The sequence below is a fragment of the Flavobacterium humidisoli genome, assembly GCF_023272795.1.
GTDB lineage: Bacteria > Bacteroidota > Bacteroidia > Flavobacteriales > Flavobacteriaceae > Flavobacterium > Flavobacterium humidisoli.
Map to the genome: position 1 here is coordinate 5,218,877 of NZ_CP096829.1, position 15,914 is coordinate 5,234,790.

Consider the following 15,914-nt stretch of genomic DNA (forward strand, 5'->3'; position numbering starts at 1 on the left):
CTATTCTAAGATTAATTTAATGGTATCTTAAGATAGTTTAAGCAAGCACAAATATTGGAGTAAATATCTTTGTCTCATGAAAAAATGGAAACAAAATTTACTCGCTGCAATTATCTTATTCGTTATAAGCCAATACTCTTTTAGCCAGAAAACAAATTCAATTAATGGAATTATAACAGATGGAAAAACTCCAATCGAATTTGTCGACGTAGTTTTAAAACCAGTAAGCGACACAACCAAAACGGCTGCATATGCCATTACAGATGCTTCTGGAAAATTTATTCTTGAAAATATAGATCCTGCCGACTATATTTTAAAATTTAGATTAATTGGTTTTAAAACAATAAATCAGAAAATAAAATATTCAGGTTCTACTGCTGCATTAGGAAATATCGTTTTGCAGGAAGATGCCAATTTATTGAACACAGTTGTCGTAAAATCAGAAAAAAAACAGATTCAGAAAACTGCTGAAGGTTTTGTTTTTAATGCTGTTTCAAACATTTCACAATCTGGAGGAACCGCAACCGATATGCTAAAAAGCATTCCAACTGTTGCGGTTGATGCTGAAGGCGGCATTACCTTAAGAGGAAAATCGCCTATGATTTTGATAAATGGGAAAAATTCTGCCATTACCAACATGGATCAGATTGCCGCGAGCAGTATTGAAAGCATTGAAATAATCACGAATCCGACGGCTAAATATGATGCAAATGCTGAAAGCGGCATCATTAACATAAAACTCAAAAAAAACAACCTAAGCGGTACAAATGGTGCCGTAGCGCTAGGTGCAGGTTTTGGTGCAAAAGGAAGAGTCAATAGTTCTGCCCTTTTCAACCATAAAACAGAGAAATGGAATTTTGGTTTAGGATATGACAATCGTTTTGCTGGAAGAACCAAGAAAATAAATGCTGACCGAACTAATTATTTTATTAATGATGAACATTATATTCACCAAAATAGAAATGATGAACGAACTGAAGGCTTACAGAATTTGAAATTGAATATTGATTTTTCTCCAAATGAAAAAAATAGTTTTTCATTTGAAGCACTTGGAAATATCGAAACCCAAGACAATGACGAAACTTTGTACACGCAGGTAAACACAAGTGCCAATGCATTTTTCTCTAATAACAGAAGGCATTCATTAGAACTGGAACGTTCAAAAGTGGGCGAACTTGCTTTTACTTATGATCGTAAATTTTCTGACGAGCGAAAAAATTTAAATACATCGATTACTTCATCTTTCGGAAAACACAGAGAAAACACCGATATTGATACTTATAATTATGATGAATATCAGCAGCAGATTGATGGCGCTTTATTGCAAAGAACTCACAACTATGAAAATCAGAATATTTCGAATGCCATTGTAAATTACACTTTTCCAATTTCAGAAAAATCGATTATAGAAACAGGTTACAAAGGAACTTTCCGATTTTTTAATTCAGATTTTGAAAGTGCTGATATGATAAATGGGGAATATGTTGTAAACCCATTAGCGAGCAATACTTTCAAATTTAACGAACAAATAAATGCCGTTTATGGACTGATGAATTCCTATATCGGTGACAGCGAAAACCCAAAATGGAAATATAATTTAGGATTGCGTGCAGAAAATGTTTCCAACACTGGAGCAACACAGAATAACAGTGACCGATTCAACAATGATTATTTGAAAATTTTTCCGTCAGCTTCCTTGCAATTGAATCTAAAACCAGAAGAATTTATCAAACTAAACTACAGCAAACGAATCAACCGACCTGATTTGGATGATTTAAATCCGTTTATCGATATTACAGATGCACTGAATCCGCATGGCGGAAATCCATATTTAAAACCAGAAATCATTCATATTGCCGAAATAAGTTATAATAAAAACTGGAAAAACTATTCTTTTTCGACCAATGCCTTTTACAGAAACGCAACTGATGCAATCAGACAATATGCACAGCTTTTAGATAATGGAGTGGTTTTACTCCAGCCTCAAAACATTGGAAGTACGGTTACGTATGGTTTAGAAACTATTTTCAGCCTTAAACCAGTTGGTTTTTATGACGCAAATATTAGCTTAACCGCTTTTCAGCAAAACATTAATGCAAACAATTTACCTCAGGCCGAGGATGTTGTAAGCAATGCTTTCAGCTGGTACGGAAAAGTGATTAATAACTTTGTTCCCTGGAAAGGCGGAAAGCTTCAGATTATAGGAAATTACAATTCTGCTGTTGCAACTCCGCAGGGAAAAAGAATTCCGATATACAATGTAGACATGGGATTTCAGCAAAAATTAGGAAAAGGAAATGCCCGACTGGGCTTAGTTGTAACCGATATGTTTAATACTTTAGAAAGCGGTTACAAAAACAATACGCTTTTGTTTAGCAATCATAGAACCAATAAATCAGACACAAGAGCTTTGATGGTTACTTTTGCCTACACTTTCAGATCTGATTTTAAAGAAAAATTACTAGAAAATCAGTTTTCAACGGAGTAAAAACAAACCTAAAATGATAAAAATGTAAAAATTTCATTCTTGTATTTTTAAGCTTCCATTCTATAAAAAAAATGGATTATATTCGCTCAGCAAAAATCATCCAATAGATTTTTCGGCCCAAAAATATTTAAACCTACATAGAATGAAATTTTTAAAATTACTTTTTGTTTTCAGCCTATTCTTTGCTGTTACACCATCACATTCACAAGTTCACGTAGATCAGATTATCCACAATTCTAAAGAACGCTATATTACTACTACAATTGGCTATCCAGTTCCTGGAACGTATGCTCCATTAAACCAAAAAGAACCTATTACAGTTTTAAATCCAGACGGAACAGGTTTTATTCAAGCTGAAGATTTAAGCAAACAAAAAATAAATTGGGGGATTGAATGTAATGAAGAAGGTATTCCTGTTTTTAAAGAAGGCTTCAATAGTGCTTCTTACACATTCTGGTACAGACCAAATGACAGTAATGAATGGTATTATTCTCAATTCTCTATTCATTTTGCTAAGAAAAAAATGTTTTTAATGGGCGAAAGAGTAAAAGTATACGAAGATTATAACGTACAATAGCTTTTAAAAACGTCTTCAAATTAAATTTTTCTTGATTTTTTAGAAATTTAACGACAAAAAAGAAAACGTTTTCGTTGATTTTTAATAGTCTTTATAAATTTTCCCATTAAATTTTATAAAATTGAAAATCATACCCAAATTTTATTTAATTTGCAATAAAATTCAATATATTAAACATGGTTTCAATCACACGCCTTTTTGATTTTCCCTATTATCAACAAGAAACTTACAACCTTCCAGTTGCGCTTGCAACCAAAAAAAATGGAGTCTGGGAAAAAACATCTAGCCAAGAATATATTGCAAAAGCAAATGCTATTTCTAGAGCATTATTGCGTATGGGCGTTCAGAAAGATGATAAAATTGCTTTAATTACTTCGAACAACAGAACGGAGTGGAATATAATGGATATTGGTATTTTGCAGACTGGTGCTCAAAATGTTCCAATTTATCCAACTATTGCAGAAGAAGATTACGAATATATTTTGAACCATAGCGGCAGTATTTACTGTTTTGTTTCTGATGAAGAAGTATTACAGAAAGTAAATGCCATTAAAGCAAATGTACCCACTTTAAAAGAAGTTTATTCTTTTAATGAAATTCCAGGATGCAAACACTGGACAGACCTTCTTGCACTTGGCGAAGACGAAAGCAATCAAAGTGAAGTTGAAGCTAGAAAAGACAGTATCCAGACAGATGATTTAGCCACTATAATTTATACTTCTGGAACAACAGGAAAACCTAAAGGAGTTATGCTTTCGCACAAAAACATTGTATCGAATGTTTTAGACAGTGCGCCAAGAATTCCTTTTGATCCAGGAAAAAGTACTGCATTAAGCTTCTTGCCTATTTGCCATATCTTTGAAAGAATGATTTTGTACATCTATCAATTTTATGGGGTTTCGGTTTATTTTGGAGAATCTATAGATAAAATCAGTGATAACTTAAAAGAAGTGCGCCCAACTGTAATTACAGCTGTACCAAGACTTTTAGAAAAAGTTTACGATAAAATTTATGCTAAAGGAGCTGAATTAACCGGTATCAAGAAAAAATTATTTTTCTGGGCAATTGATTTAGGTTTAAGATACGAACCATACGGAGCAAATGGTGCTTGGTATGAATTCCAATTAAAAATTGCACGCAAACTAATTTTCAGCAAATGGAAAGAAGGTTTGGGCGGAAATTTAGATTTAATGGTTTCTGGAAGTGCGGCATTACAACCACGTTTAACGAGAGTTTTTGCTGCCGCGGAAATTCCAGTTATGGAAGGTTACGGTTTATCTGAAACATCGCCAGTAATTGCAGTTAACGACCAAAGAAATAGAGGCTTTAAAATTGGAACGGTTGGAAAACCAATTCGCAATCTTGAAGTTAAAATCGCCGAAGATGGAGAAATCTTATTGAAAGGACCAAACGTAATGTTGGGTTACTACAAAGATCCAGAAAAAACTGCTGAAGCAATTATAGATGGTTATTTCCATACAGGAGATATTGGAGAAATTGATAGTGAAGGTTTCTTGAAAATTACAGATCGTAAGAAAGAAATGTTCAAAACTTCTGGAGGTAAATATATCGCTCCACAAATGATTGAAAATGCCATGAAACAATCTCGTTTTATTGAACAGATTATGGTTATTGGAGAAGGCGAAAAAATGCCAGCAGCGTTTATTCAGCCCAACTTTGAATTTGTAAAAGAATGGGCGAAAATTCATAAAATCGTTTTAGGAGATTCTCCTGCTGATATTTCTTCAAATGCTGAAGTAATCAAACGTATTGATAACGAAGTGGAAGAAATCAACAAAAAATTTGGTCACTGGGAACAAATTAAGCGTTTTGAGCTGACACCTGATGTTTGGTCAATTGATGGAGGACAACTTACTCCTACTTTAAAATTGAAACGAAAAATCATCAAAGAAATTTACAAAGATCTTTATGCAAAAATCTACGGAAACAATTAATAAATCAAAATAATATAACCAAAGTGAAAAGGCTATCTCATTGAGATAGCCTTTTTTACTATCAAAAAACGGGTATTTTTACTTTAAATACTAAACTATAAATCGCGTATTTTTAGGTTTTCTTTCATCTAAAACAGAATAATATGCCTTGGACAGTTCTCGAACAATTATGGAAACGTACTTTAGATTCTAAAAATGCGGACTCAAACCATACCAATTGGGATAGTCAAATTAAAATACTGTATCAATTAGGTATTGGTATGGAAGATACTTTGTATTTTCTATATTCTGAAAAACCAGATTTTGAAACTTTCAAAACATGGATTAATAATAGAAAAAGAGATATTGCATCCGAAATCGAGGATTTAACTGAAAATGTACTATCTGATCAAGATCTTGAATTTTGGAATCGGAACGGTTATGTTGTCGTTAAAAATGCTATTTCAAAAGAAGATTGCGAAGCCACACAAAAAGCTATTTGGGAATATTTAAAAATGAATCCGGATGAAAAAGAAAGCTGGTACAAGCGTCACGAAGAACAAAAAGGGCTTATGCTTAATTTTTCAGATCATGAAACTTTAAATCGTAATCGTTTTTCGCCAAAAGTAAAAAAGGCTTACGAACAGCTTTATGGAACTACGAATATCTACAAAACTATAGACAAAGTAAGTTTTAATCCGCCCGAAACAGATCATTTCACTTTTCTTGGAAGTCCTCTTCATTGGGATATGAGCTTAAAAAAACCGCTTACTTATGGTCTTCAAGGCTTGTTTTATTTAACCGAATGCAGAGAAAATGATGGCGCTTTCCATTGCGTTCCAGGTTTTCATAATCAAATCGATGAATGGCTCGACAAACTTGAACCGCATGAAAATCCACGAGAAAAAGCTTTAAAAACTTTACATCCAAAACCAATTACAGGAGATGCAGGCGATTTTATAATCTGGCATAACGCATTACCGCACTGTGCAACGCCAAACAAAGGAGAAAATCCAAGAATGGTTCAATATCTTACTTATCTTCCAAACGATTACAATGCAGCTGGAGAATGGATTTGAATCGTTTACAATAATTGCAGAAACGCGAAAAACTGTAAATACTTCTATTTACAGTTTTCTACAGTCATCAGCTATCCTTTTAATAACTGATATTACAAATTAAATTCTAACTTTTAAGGCACCAATTCAAAATCTTTGCGATGTTTTTGGCATCGTCAATTCCGCGGTGATGTGTTCCTTCTAACGGAATATTTAGCAATGCAAGCGCGCCGTTCATTCCTGTTGGTTTAACCAAGCCAAACTTTTCGGCAAAATGCTCTTTTACATTGATATGCTCCTCTCCCATTGGGTATGGAATACCCAACGATTTACATTGTTTTTTCAGCATATTCAAATCGTACTGGCCGTAACTTGCCCAAGTATATAAATCGGGGTTGTATTCGTCAATAAGCTCATTAATGGCATCTTCGAAACTAACTCCATTCTTATCAAGTAAATCCTGAGTAATGGTGGTCAATTCCGTACAAAATAAACTAACGCTCGAGCACTGTGGTTTTACCAATATTCCTTTATTCTTAGAAATTGCTCCAGTTTCTGTATCCAATACAGCCAAACCGATTTCTATAATTTCATTTTGCTGCCCACTCGGGACCGCACCTTGCCAACATGTGGCTTCTAGATCGATAATAATAATTTTATCTGTAGTTTTCATTTTTTTAATTTTTAAATAATTGTGTTTATTTTTTTTAACCGCTAAGAGCGCTAAGATTTACACAAAGGATCGCTAAGATTAGTTTTAGCTCCCGATAGCTATAAAAACTTTGTGTCTTAGCGACTTTGTGGCAGAAACCTTTAGAAAAACATGCTTTTAAAATCTAGAAAGAAACTTCTTTTCTTAGACTTTTTTTCAGGTTTTTCTTTTTTTACAGCATTCTTCTTTTCAAAAACAGCTTTAGCTTTCTCCAACTTTTTAACTGGTTTTGTCTCTTCTTTTTTAGAAGTTTCATAAAACTTTTTGAAAGGACGCGGTTCGAAATCAACCAAAATAGCTGCCATATTTATAGCATCAATATTTGATGGATCTGTTTCTCCTTTAAAGAACGTCTCGATAGGTCTGAACTTGTCTTTCTTTTCCTTAAACTTATTTTTCTTCGTATGATCGAAATCTAAACCCAAAAGATTCTTAAAAACATTCAAGTCATCTTGAGTTGGGTTATTCTCGAAAATCAACCAACACAAATCACGAAGTTTTCCACGAGAAGGCTTGTACAAATAATCAAAGTATTTGTCGCCTTTTTCTATCTCGTATTTATTTCTAATTGCTTTTTTGTATTTTTCTAGTGTATTGTTTTGCATGATATTTTTCTTTTGCAATTCTTGGAAATCTCAGGAAATCGAAGGCTTTTCTGGGAAATCCAATATCACAAAAGTTCAAAAACACGCTTGCTTTACTAGAGAAATATCTTTAAATGATATATATGGTTTCCCTAAAATTCACCTTTTCATTCCATAGGCTAATGCATTCTAAATCTGCTCCTTTAATTGAGGCAAACGAAGATTCACTTAACTCCACTGTATCCGTTTGACCTTTCTGGCCCGACGCAAATCCTATTTCTTGATTCATCCTTAAATTTTTATTATTAAACTTAAACGATCAACATTTTACTGCTAATAGTTCTTTTACTTTACGAAGATTTCTTTTAATTGACCAATTACGTTTCCACCGCCAGAAATGGTGATTTCACCAATTTTATCAGCGATTTTTTCAACGTACTCCATCTCTTTCAACTTCCACAACATTTCGTTTTCTTCCATCAGCTTTGCTGTGTTTAGCAAACTTCTTGTTGCGGCAGTTTCTTCTCTTCTCATAATGCTGTTGGCCTGCGCTTTTTTCTCAGCAACCAAAACCTGATTCATGATTTCTTTCATATCTCCTGGAAGAATTACATCTCTTATTCCAGCATCAGAAATTGCTAAACCTAAATCTTTGATCTTAGTTTTTGCTTCTTCTAAAATAGCATCGGCAATTGCATCTTTCTTTGACAATAATTCATCTAAAGTTAATCCGCCAACAAAAGCTCTTAAAGCCAGTTGCATTGCGACATACAATTGTTTTTCAAAATCTTTATTTTCGGTCAAAGCTTTCATAATATCAACCACTTGATATCTCACAAAAAAGTTAATTCTTAATCCTGCTTTATCTTTAGTCAACAACTCCTGACCAGAAATTTCCAATTGTTGCTGCCTAGTATCAACGGTTTTCACTTCGATTGTAATGGCGTTATTCCAGAAATAATGTGTCCCTGATTTCAATTCTTTCACAAAAGTTCCATTCACAAATAACAAAGCTTTATCATTACTTGCTACAATAAATTTTCTTGTGAAGTATCTCATCTTGACATTTTCCAATAAGTTTACTGGAATATTTTCTGTGATTTCAATCTTAGACAAATCTGCTTTAATGAATTCATTTTTTACAACTCCTTTCCAAAAAGCATATTTCCCTGGCGTTAAAACTTCTTTGAAATTTCCTTTTACAAATTGCAATACGATTTCGTTATCTGCAACTTCAACAACTTCCAAAAGAGATGCTAACACTTCATTTTGCAATAAAATATCCAACTCAAAAGGAGCCTGAAAAGATCCGTTTAGATCATAAATCATAATGTTTTTGTTTCCAAAAATCCAATGTAATCCTTCTTCTAATACTTTAATTAATTTTCTATTTTCGAACACCAAGCCTACTTGGTAAGTCTCGATTGTAATTCTTTTTATCATAATATTTTTTTGTTTCAAGTTTCAAGTTTAAAGTTTTATGTTCCAAAATCTTTAAACCTCTATACTCTATTCTCTATATTCTATTCTCTTCTTAATAAAAAAACCTCATTGTCTTTCTCCTCCAAGAAAAACGGACGAATAGTTTGTTCTTTGTCTGTCTGAATTGTTTCTGATTCTATTTTATTGAGAGAATCCCCAAATTCTCTAAACAATCAAATCAAAAAGAAAACAAACTTTTCAAAACACATTTCTATTCGCACTGGCTTTATCAGAGTGTGAAACATCAGATTGTAAAATCCTATTTTCACTGACAAAGACAAATCAGTTTTTTCTAATGGTCATCTTTTTAAGAGTGATGGTCTCCAATGTTACAGGTTTTTGAGACCCGTCGACTTACCGGATTCGTCCAACCGAAGCGTATTCGGTGCAGGATTCGAACCTGCATAACACATCCAATGCTCTATCCAAATTGAGCTATCACATTACTGTGAATGGGATTCGAACCCACAACCCTCAGATCCCTTGTGCGACAATTTTTTGGAAAACCATCAAAACCTCCAAACCAAGCTGCATAGAAAAACATAATACGCTTTCGCGAAAAGTCTGCTACAATAGTGCTATACCGAAACACCCAACAAGGCTTATTTGATATTTTTATTCAAAGTTTCCTTTGATATCATTTCATTTTATGAAAGAACTTTTATTTCTTGAACAAATATTCAATTTATACTGCGCAATTATTTTGCGCAGATCTTTTAATTCTATACAAATTCTAACTTGACACGTTTAATACCAAAATCTGTTTTTCTCAATTTGCACATTCTTCCATCTGAAATATGATGGAAAACAATACCTTCAATGTCACTTTCTAATAAGAATTCTTTCAAAACATTAAACTCAAGATTTACAAAATCAAGTATTTCACTTCCGTGTTTTACCAATGTATGTTTCTCAAAATTCTCAGGGTTTCCTTGTATTTTAGGTCCGCATAATTCGTAAGTTCCGTCAACTTTATTTTCTAATCCATCAAAACCTTCAAAGAAATGTTTATCCTCCGATTTTGAACGATCACATTTTAGCCAGTGTGGGTGATGTCCCGAAATAGGGTCTGCTTCCTGACAAGGAATTGCTCCCAACGGAATTGTTCTTCCTTTTTTAGCATCAAACCTTTTAAATATTTCACCCTCTATAATTGCGGCAGATGTTCCATCAAATTTTCTGGTTGCAATAGCTTCTCCTTCAAAAACCCATTTGTTTTCAGTATTAATTTTATCTATAACCCTTCCTAAATCATTAGGATCTTTGGCGAATAATGTGCTTATCTTTTTCATATATATTTTTTTAAATCTTCATTTTGTACAGAAAGAGAGATTCGAACTCTCAAAATACTGATTCTAAGTCAGCCGCGTCTGCCGTTCCGCCACTCCTGCATTTTGTCTGGGAAGCAGGATTCGAACCTGCGACCTCCCGCATCCAAAGCGGGTAAACAACCTCCGTTATCTTCCCAGGTCTATTTAAGTCTCTAAGTAGCTTAGAATCTTAGCCACTTACCAACTTAAAAAAGCGGCTCATACGGGAGTCGAACCCGTTTCTCCCGAGAGACAGTCGGGAAGGTTAGCCAGTAACCCCAATGAGCCAGTTCCTTCTAGAGAACAAGTAATTTTGGAAGGATTCGAACCTTCGACCATCTGCTTAGAAGGCAGACGCTCTATCCAACTGAGCTACAAAATCATTTATTTTTGGGCATAAAAAAAGCACCCGATCAAAGGTGCTTTACAAAATTCAACGTGATATAACTATCCTATTGCCTATATTGATGCACCTGCATTGTCAAACGTCCAAGATCAAATCTTGCGTTTAGTGGTAATCCGTATGATATTTTATTTTGTAAAGCCATTTTATATGCTGTATTATATTTTAAATTCTTATTATTATTTGAAACGCTGTGTTTCAATTTTGTTTGGCAAAGATAATGTCGAAAAAATCATATTTCCAAATATTTTTAAAGATTATTTCACTGATTATCAATTAGTTAACTGTAAAATTAAACCAAAGAAATCCCTGTCCGCAAACTGTTGCAGATTTTTCTTTTTATCAAATGACTGTTACTCATCAGATTACTTTTCAAGATTATATTTCGCTATTGGGTTTAATCATTAAACATTTTGTCAATTATTTTTTTAGTTTTTTTTAGTTATGGTTTAATATTCTTTCATTTTTATTGTCTTTCTATCCAATTTTATGGCCACAATGAGCAAAGTCAAAGTGGCTAAAAACAAAAAAAGCGCCCTACTTTGAGGACGCTTTTCTGTTTTATGATGAGTTTTACTCTAAATTTTACATTTTAATTTCATAAAAATACATATTGCATCCTGATACTTTAGCCGGAAGTTCTCCTGCTAAGTGGTCAAAATATTTTGCTATTGAAAGTGTCATATGTATTTCTTTTATTTTTTATTACGGAAACAAATGTAGTATATTTTGTGATAATTTAACAAAAATCTCTAAAAATTTTAAAAAACAAACATTTTCAGTTTTACGAAATAATCATTTTTACTGCCAAAATATGCTTACAGATTCCTCTTTTTCCTTGATAAGCGGTAAACCAATCGCAGGTACATTTTTGAGAAGTATTGTCAATTATTACTTTATGCACCACGCCAGAACCTTTTACTTTGGCTTCAATATAATCTGCTCTACGTTCTGTTATTTCTACTTCTTCATTATCAATTAACTTTTTGGCATTTTTAAGTCTTGGATTTAAAGATAAAATACGTTCCGTTTTAAAAGGAAGACGGCGGTAAAAATGTGCTTTTTCACTTAAGTCATAACCCAATAATCCCATTGAAGACAAATTGGAAGTTAGATTATCCATTGTTCCAAAGTCGATATCATTTTCTATCGAAAGCACTGTTGGATCAAACATTTCATTTGATTTTAATAAACTGTTTAAACCGTAAACCCATTCTATTGGCAGATTTTCGGTCATCGTTTCCAATACATTTCCTTCGCCTGAAAATCCGCGGTATGAATCTGGAGAAAAAGCCATTAATAACTGCATTTTTCCAAACTCACATACAATCGCACAGGTTTGTTTATCATCAGATTCGTAAATAAAGATCTTCTCTACAATCGCCAGAATTCCTTCCAATAAACGTAATCTTTGCACACCGCCAATTCTAACACTGTCTGGAGTTGCCAAAGTCGAAAACGTAAATTTTCCAGCTCTTTTGGTTATAAAGAAATCTCCTTTTACATTTCCTTTTGGCAGACTTTGAAACAACTGAATGGTTTGAATTTTATTCAATTCAAATTTCAAATCCATTTCAGCCAAATACAACTGAACGCTCGTTAAGCCTTTTATCCATCGCATTGGCAAAGTCACTTTTTTCTCTACCACTTTTGCTTTGCTCGTAATAACTTGAACGTCCTGCTGACCTACGGCAAGAGTTACTTTCTCGTTTTTCTGAATGGCGTTTAGCGCGTTCAACATCGGATCGTTGAAATCTACGTTTGTGGTTCCGTTGGCAATAAATTCTCCGTCAATGGCTTCAGGTTTCATGTCCAATCTTATATAAACTCCGTTGCAGGATGAAAATCCTTCAAAGCGCAATCTTTCTGAACCCGCAGAAACAATTGGATCACGAAGACTTGGCGGTATAGGGCCAAAACTCGAACGAACCACTTTTGCAATCGTACTCCAGCATTTTGCCGTTACATAAGGATCGGTTAAACTTCCCCAGAAAAAACAGGGAATATTATTGACTTCTTCAATTTCGGTTTGATGGGCCAAAACCAAATTATTGATGCCTTTTGTTTTACTGTATGTCGAAACTCCTTTATAATTATATTCTAAATCTGTCATTTTCTTTATTTTAAAATTTGCTTAACCAATGATTTAAGCGAAGCATTATCTTTCCATTGTTCAAAGAAAGCAATTGCTTTTTCTGATGGTTTTTGATTTGTTTTGATTAAAATATCGACATAATTTTCTATCATTTTTTTGAAATTTGTCGGCAGTTTATCTTTTATACTCAAATTAGAAAAAAAGGCATTAAAAAACTGAAGCAACGCACTATTATGCAAAGGCGAAATATCCTTCAAAGCTATTACTCCGTCTGTTAATCTTGCAAAAGCACCGTATTTTTCTGATGCTAAAAATGCCGTTTTTTCAGAAAATTTCTCCATATCCAAACTCTGTTTTTCTACCAGATTAATGAGGGTTTCAGAAGCTAACAACCTTAAATCTTTTTTCTCTTGAAAAAAACACGCGGCAAATAACATCAGCGCATTGTCAGAAAATCTAAATTCTGGTCTGTTCATTACATCGAGAAAACCTCTTAATTCTGGTTTTGAACCATCTGTAATTCTACAGTTATTTAGTAAAGTTAGCGCTAATGCATCAGGATTTTGTGGTGTTAAACTATGCCAATAATACGTATTACCAGCGTAATTTAAATTGTAATCCCAACTATTTGATCGAGTATAGATATCTTGACTGTAAAGCAGATAATTTGGAATTTTGGTATAGTTTGGCATATCAAAACGAAGTTCATACCAAGATGGCGATCGTTCTTTTTCTTTGGTTTGATAATTGGTCCATTCGTTCCACTGCTCTTTAAATTTAATTTCTGGCGTGTAAGGCGAAACTACAAAAGGAACTTCTTTTAAATACGTATTTTCAAACTCAGAAAATGTACTGTCTGGATAAAATGTTCTAGCCGCAACTGCCCATAAAGATAAATTTCCTGTTTCTTTTGTGGTTTTGCCCAAAGTAGCTAAAAGTTTTGAAACTAATGAAGTAGAGTCAATAGTCAGTTTATCTTCTACTCCTAAAGAAAATGATAAAAGCGGTTTCAATTCTCCTTCAACTTGATCCAATAACAGAATTGCTTCTTCGGTATTTTCTCTTGGCATTCTGGCAATTGCAATCGCTAAATCTAGAGAGTCAATTTCTTCATTTACTTTCTGATACGCAATTACTCTTTCTAACAAAACTTTCGGAGCCACCCAATATGGCTTATGACTTGGAAAGGAAAGCATTGGCAGTTTCGAATTAGAGTCGATTTTCTGCTGTACTTTTTCCAACAAAAATTTAATTAACGCAGGCGTATTAATTTTAGAATAATGTTTTTTCTGACTATCAAATTTACCATTCATGTTGGCTATTTTTTGAGACAAAAACGAACTCACAAAATTTTTATGAATACTTTCAAAATAATGTTTATTCAATTGTTTTTCGTACGGCTGTAATTGCGCATTATAATCGGCAGGAAATAAATCTCTCTGCTGAATATAGATATTCATCAGGATTTCGGTATCGAGAACTTCTTCTGAAGCGATAAAATTTCCAAACTGAAACAAAATCTCGTTCCAGTCTTTCGGCACCTCAACTTCTTCTGTCAGCAATAATTCTTTTTTAGGTTCGAATTGATATTCCTCAAAACCGCTTTCATCAACAGCTTGTGAATCTTCATCCATAAACTGAGTCAAACCAGATTTGATATTTCCCTGCATTAAAGTCGCATATGAAGATAATTTTTCTTTCAGAACTTTATCTTTCGCAGAAGCCATTTTTACCAGAATTTTGCTCGCACGTTCCTGTAAAGTCAGATCAGCGATTACGTAAATATCTGCTATTATTGAAGCAATCTGATTGTTTAATTTCGGATTGGCTTTGCTTATTTTTTCTAAAACTGGCAATACGCTTTTTATACCGGCTTTGCAATCGCTTCGCATCATCATGGGCTCCAACCATTCTAAAAATGATTTGGTTTTGAATTTCGGATGACTGTAAATTTTCTTTACCAATTCTATTCCGTAGCTCGTAATGGGCGGGTAAGCGTTGTGCAAAAGCGAAAATATATTTTCCTGAAAAACGATTAATTCCTCTTCTGTTGCTTGAAACTCTTCGATTCTTTTTCTAAAGAAAGATTTCAGGTTATTGTTCCATTCTTTGGTTTGAATCTGGATGGCATTTTCAAAAAAGAAAGCTCGATCCATTTTTTTCTGATCTAGTAATTCTTTGTAAATAATCGCCCAAGCATTGAATTCGTCATATTGTTGCTTATCATTATCTCTAAAAGCAATATTATTAAGAATCGTTTCGTAATTAAACAATTCTGGTACATCTCTCTGATACGTAATTTTATCTTCTAAAATATTCCCAATAGAAACTCTAGTTTTCACTTTAGTACGCCATTCGTTTATATTTGCCAAACATAAAGCATACAATTCTGGATTAAACTGCATTAATCCCAATTCTTCAAACTGACGCAAAATAGAGTAATTAAAACTCACCCAGTCTTGTCTTCTTACTTTATCGAGAATAAAAGTTTCAAGCCAGTTTGGTTTTGCCCAAAGCAAAGTTTCCAATACATAAGGCTTACTATCTGCTTCCTCTAATAATTGAAGCGCTTCATCCCACGAATTAATGTCTGTTTTATCAAACAATGCAATAGCACTCAACGTGATAATATTGTTTTGCTCCATATCTCCGCGACGTCCCCACCCATAGTCATGTTTATCTTTTTTTACATATCCAGGATCTTTAGACAAATCGGTATATGTCATCCAGTAGCGTTTACATTTCTTGATATGTTTTTTTAAAGCATCAATATTGCCTTTTGACTTTTCTTTTAGAAACGGCAAAAGATCAGAAATCTTTTTAGATTTAATAATGCTGTCATATTCCTCGATAACCTCATCTGCGTTTTTAGTTTTAGCCGATTTTGGTTTCGAAGCCATATCTACTTCTCCAGATTCAGAATATCCTTTTTTTACTTTTTCGGCCAAAATTTTCTCAGCCATTTTCAAGCATTCTTCGTCTGAACCAAAACTTTTGCTCTGCACCGTTCCTGATGTTCCATTCTTCCCGTAAGTCACGGTATAATTTGATCCTATGACTTCGATTTCCCAGAATTTATCCGAAGTTCCGTCGATGTATTTAAGATGTTTTTTCATTATAATCTATATGTAAATAAGTTTTATTTTGTCTAAAGAAGATACTTTTTGATCTTCGAACCTTGATCTGGCGCGCTCCTATACTGTTTTTGCCGACTTTTTTCGAAATCGTAAAGTAAGAATTTTAAACCAAGTTTTTCTTAAAAGAATATCTT

At 33.5% G+C, this 15,914-nt stretch carries 10 protein-coding genes and 4 tRNA genes; 4 read left to right on the forward strand and 10 right to left on the reverse strand.

Annotated elements, in window-relative coordinates; genetic code table 11:
- Positions 1 to 76 precede the first annotated feature (76 nt).
- The 4 genes from M0M44_RS21950 to M0M44_RS21965 all read left to right on the forward strand — a co-directional run bounded on the left by M0M44_RS21950 (position 77) and on the right by M0M44_RS21965 (position 6,078).
- Complete coding sequence (locus M0M44_RS21950; RefSeq protein WP_248727644.1) at positions 77 to 2,488, forward strand: TonB-dependent receptor domain-containing protein; 2,412 nt, start codon at positions 77 to 79, stop codon at positions 2,486 to 2,488.
- Between the two features lie 142 nt (positions 2,489 to 2,630).
- Positions 2,631 to 3,065 carry a hypothetical protein gene (locus M0M44_RS21955; RefSeq protein WP_248727645.1) on the forward strand — a complete coding sequence of 145 codons (435 nt, stop codon included), beginning with the start codon at positions 2,631 to 2,633 and terminating at the stop codon, positions 3,063 to 3,065.
- A gap of 176 nt (positions 3,066 to 3,241) precedes the next feature.
- Positions 3,242 to 5,020, forward strand: coding sequence for an AMP-dependent synthetase/ligase (locus M0M44_RS21960; RefSeq protein WP_248727646.1), 1,779 nt, complete (start codon positions 3,242 to 3,244; stop codon positions 5,018 to 5,020).
- Positions 5,021 to 5,163: 143 nt separating this feature from the next.
- The gene (locus M0M44_RS21965) at positions 5,164 to 6,078 is read left to right on the forward strand and encodes a phytanoyl-CoA dioxygenase family protein (protein WP_248727647.1); all 915 of its coding nucleotides are present in this window, start codon (positions 5,164 to 5,166) and stop codon (positions 6,076 to 6,078) included.
- Between the two features lie 106 nt (positions 6,079 to 6,184).
- Here the strand turns inward: M0M44_RS21965 and M0M44_RS21970 are convergent, their stop codons facing one another.
- The 10 genes from M0M44_RS21970 to M0M44_RS22015 form a co-directional block, all read right to left on the reverse strand.
- On the reverse strand, positions 6,185 to 6,730 hold the full coding sequence (locus M0M44_RS21970) for a 3'-5' exonuclease (protein WP_248727648.1): 546 nt from the start codon (positions 6,728 to 6,730) through the stop codon (positions 6,185 to 6,187).
- A gap of 140 nt (positions 6,731 to 6,870) precedes the next feature.
- The gene (locus M0M44_RS21975; protein ID WP_248727649.1) at positions 6,871 to 7,374 is read right to left on the reverse strand and encodes a hypothetical protein; all 504 of its coding nucleotides are present in this window, start codon (positions 7,372 to 7,374) and stop codon (positions 6,871 to 6,873) included.
- A 324-nt stretch (positions 7,375 to 7,698) separates the two neighbouring features.
- Positions 7,699 to 8,796: a slipin family protein gene (locus M0M44_RS21980; protein WP_248727650.1), complete on the reverse strand. Its 1,098-nt coding sequence runs from the start codon at positions 8,794 to 8,796 to the stop codon at positions 7,699 to 7,701.
- Positions 8,797 to 9,557: 761 nt separating this feature from the next.
- On the reverse strand, positions 9,558 to 10,127 hold the full coding sequence (locus tag M0M44_RS21985; protein WP_248727651.1) for a hypothetical protein: 570 nt from the start codon (positions 10,125 to 10,127) through the stop codon (positions 9,558 to 9,560).
- A gap of 26 nt (positions 10,128 to 10,153) precedes the next feature.
- Positions 10,154 to 10,226 (reverse strand) — tRNA-Leu (locus M0M44_RS21990).
- 6 nt (positions 10,227 to 10,232) lie between these two features.
- A tRNA-Pro gene (locus tag M0M44_RS21995) sits at positions 10,233 to 10,304 on the reverse strand.
- 56 nt (positions 10,305 to 10,360) lie between these two features.
- Positions 10,361 to 10,433: transfer RNA gene (locus tag M0M44_RS22000), tRNA-Asp, on the reverse strand.
- A 20-nt stretch (positions 10,434 to 10,453) separates the two neighbouring features.
- A tRNA-Arg gene (locus M0M44_RS22005) sits at positions 10,454 to 10,527 on the reverse strand.
- 805 nt (positions 10,528 to 11,332) lie between these two features.
- Positions 11,333 to 12,661 (reverse strand): SWIM zinc finger family protein, encoded by a 1,329-nt coding sequence (locus M0M44_RS22010; RefSeq protein WP_248727652.1) that lies wholly within the window; start codon positions 12,659 to 12,661, stop codon positions 11,333 to 11,335.
- A gap of 5 nt (positions 12,662 to 12,666) precedes the next feature.
- Entirely contained in the window at positions 12,667 to 15,759 is a 3,093-nt protein-coding gene (locus tag M0M44_RS22015; protein ID WP_248727653.1) for a DUF6493 family protein, read from the reverse strand.
- Positions 15,760 to 15,914 lie beyond the last annotated feature (155 nt).

Coding starts and splice junctions, on each gene's coding strand:
- M0M44_RS21985 (WP_248727651.1), bottom strand. CDS start 10,127: ATGAAAAAGATAAGCACATTATTCGCCAAAGATCCTAATGATTTAGGA.
- M0M44_RS21970 (WP_248727648.1), bottom strand. CDS start 6,730: ATGAAAACTACAGATAAAATTATTATTATCGATCTAGAAGCCACATGT.
- M0M44_RS21960 (WP_248727646.1), top strand. CDS start 3,242: ATGGTTTCAATCACACGCCTTTTTGATTTTCCCTATTATCAACAAGAA.
- M0M44_RS21980 (WP_248727650.1), bottom strand. CDS start 8,796: ATGATAAAAAGAATTACAATCGAGACTTACCAAGTAGGCTTGGTGTTC.
- M0M44_RS22015 (WP_248727653.1), bottom strand. CDS start 15,759: ATGAAAAAACATCTTAAATACATCGACGGAACTTCGGATAAATTCTGG.
- M0M44_RS21955 (WP_248727645.1), top strand. CDS start 2,631: ATGAAATTTTTAAAATTACTTTTTGTTTTCAGCCTATTCTTTGCTGTT.
- M0M44_RS21965 (WP_248727647.1), top strand. CDS start 5,164: ATGCCTTGGACAGTTCTCGAACAATTATGGAAACGTACTTTAGATTCT.
- M0M44_RS21950 (WP_248727644.1), top strand. CDS start 77: ATGAAAAAATGGAAACAAAATTTACTCGCTGCAATTATCTTATTCGTT.
- M0M44_RS22010 (WP_248727652.1), bottom strand. CDS start 12,661: ATGACAGATTTAGAATATAATTATAAAGGAGTTTCGACATACAGTAAA.
- M0M44_RS21975 (WP_248727649.1), bottom strand. CDS start 7,374: ATGCAAAACAATACACTAGAAAAATACAAAAAAGCAATTAGAAATAAA.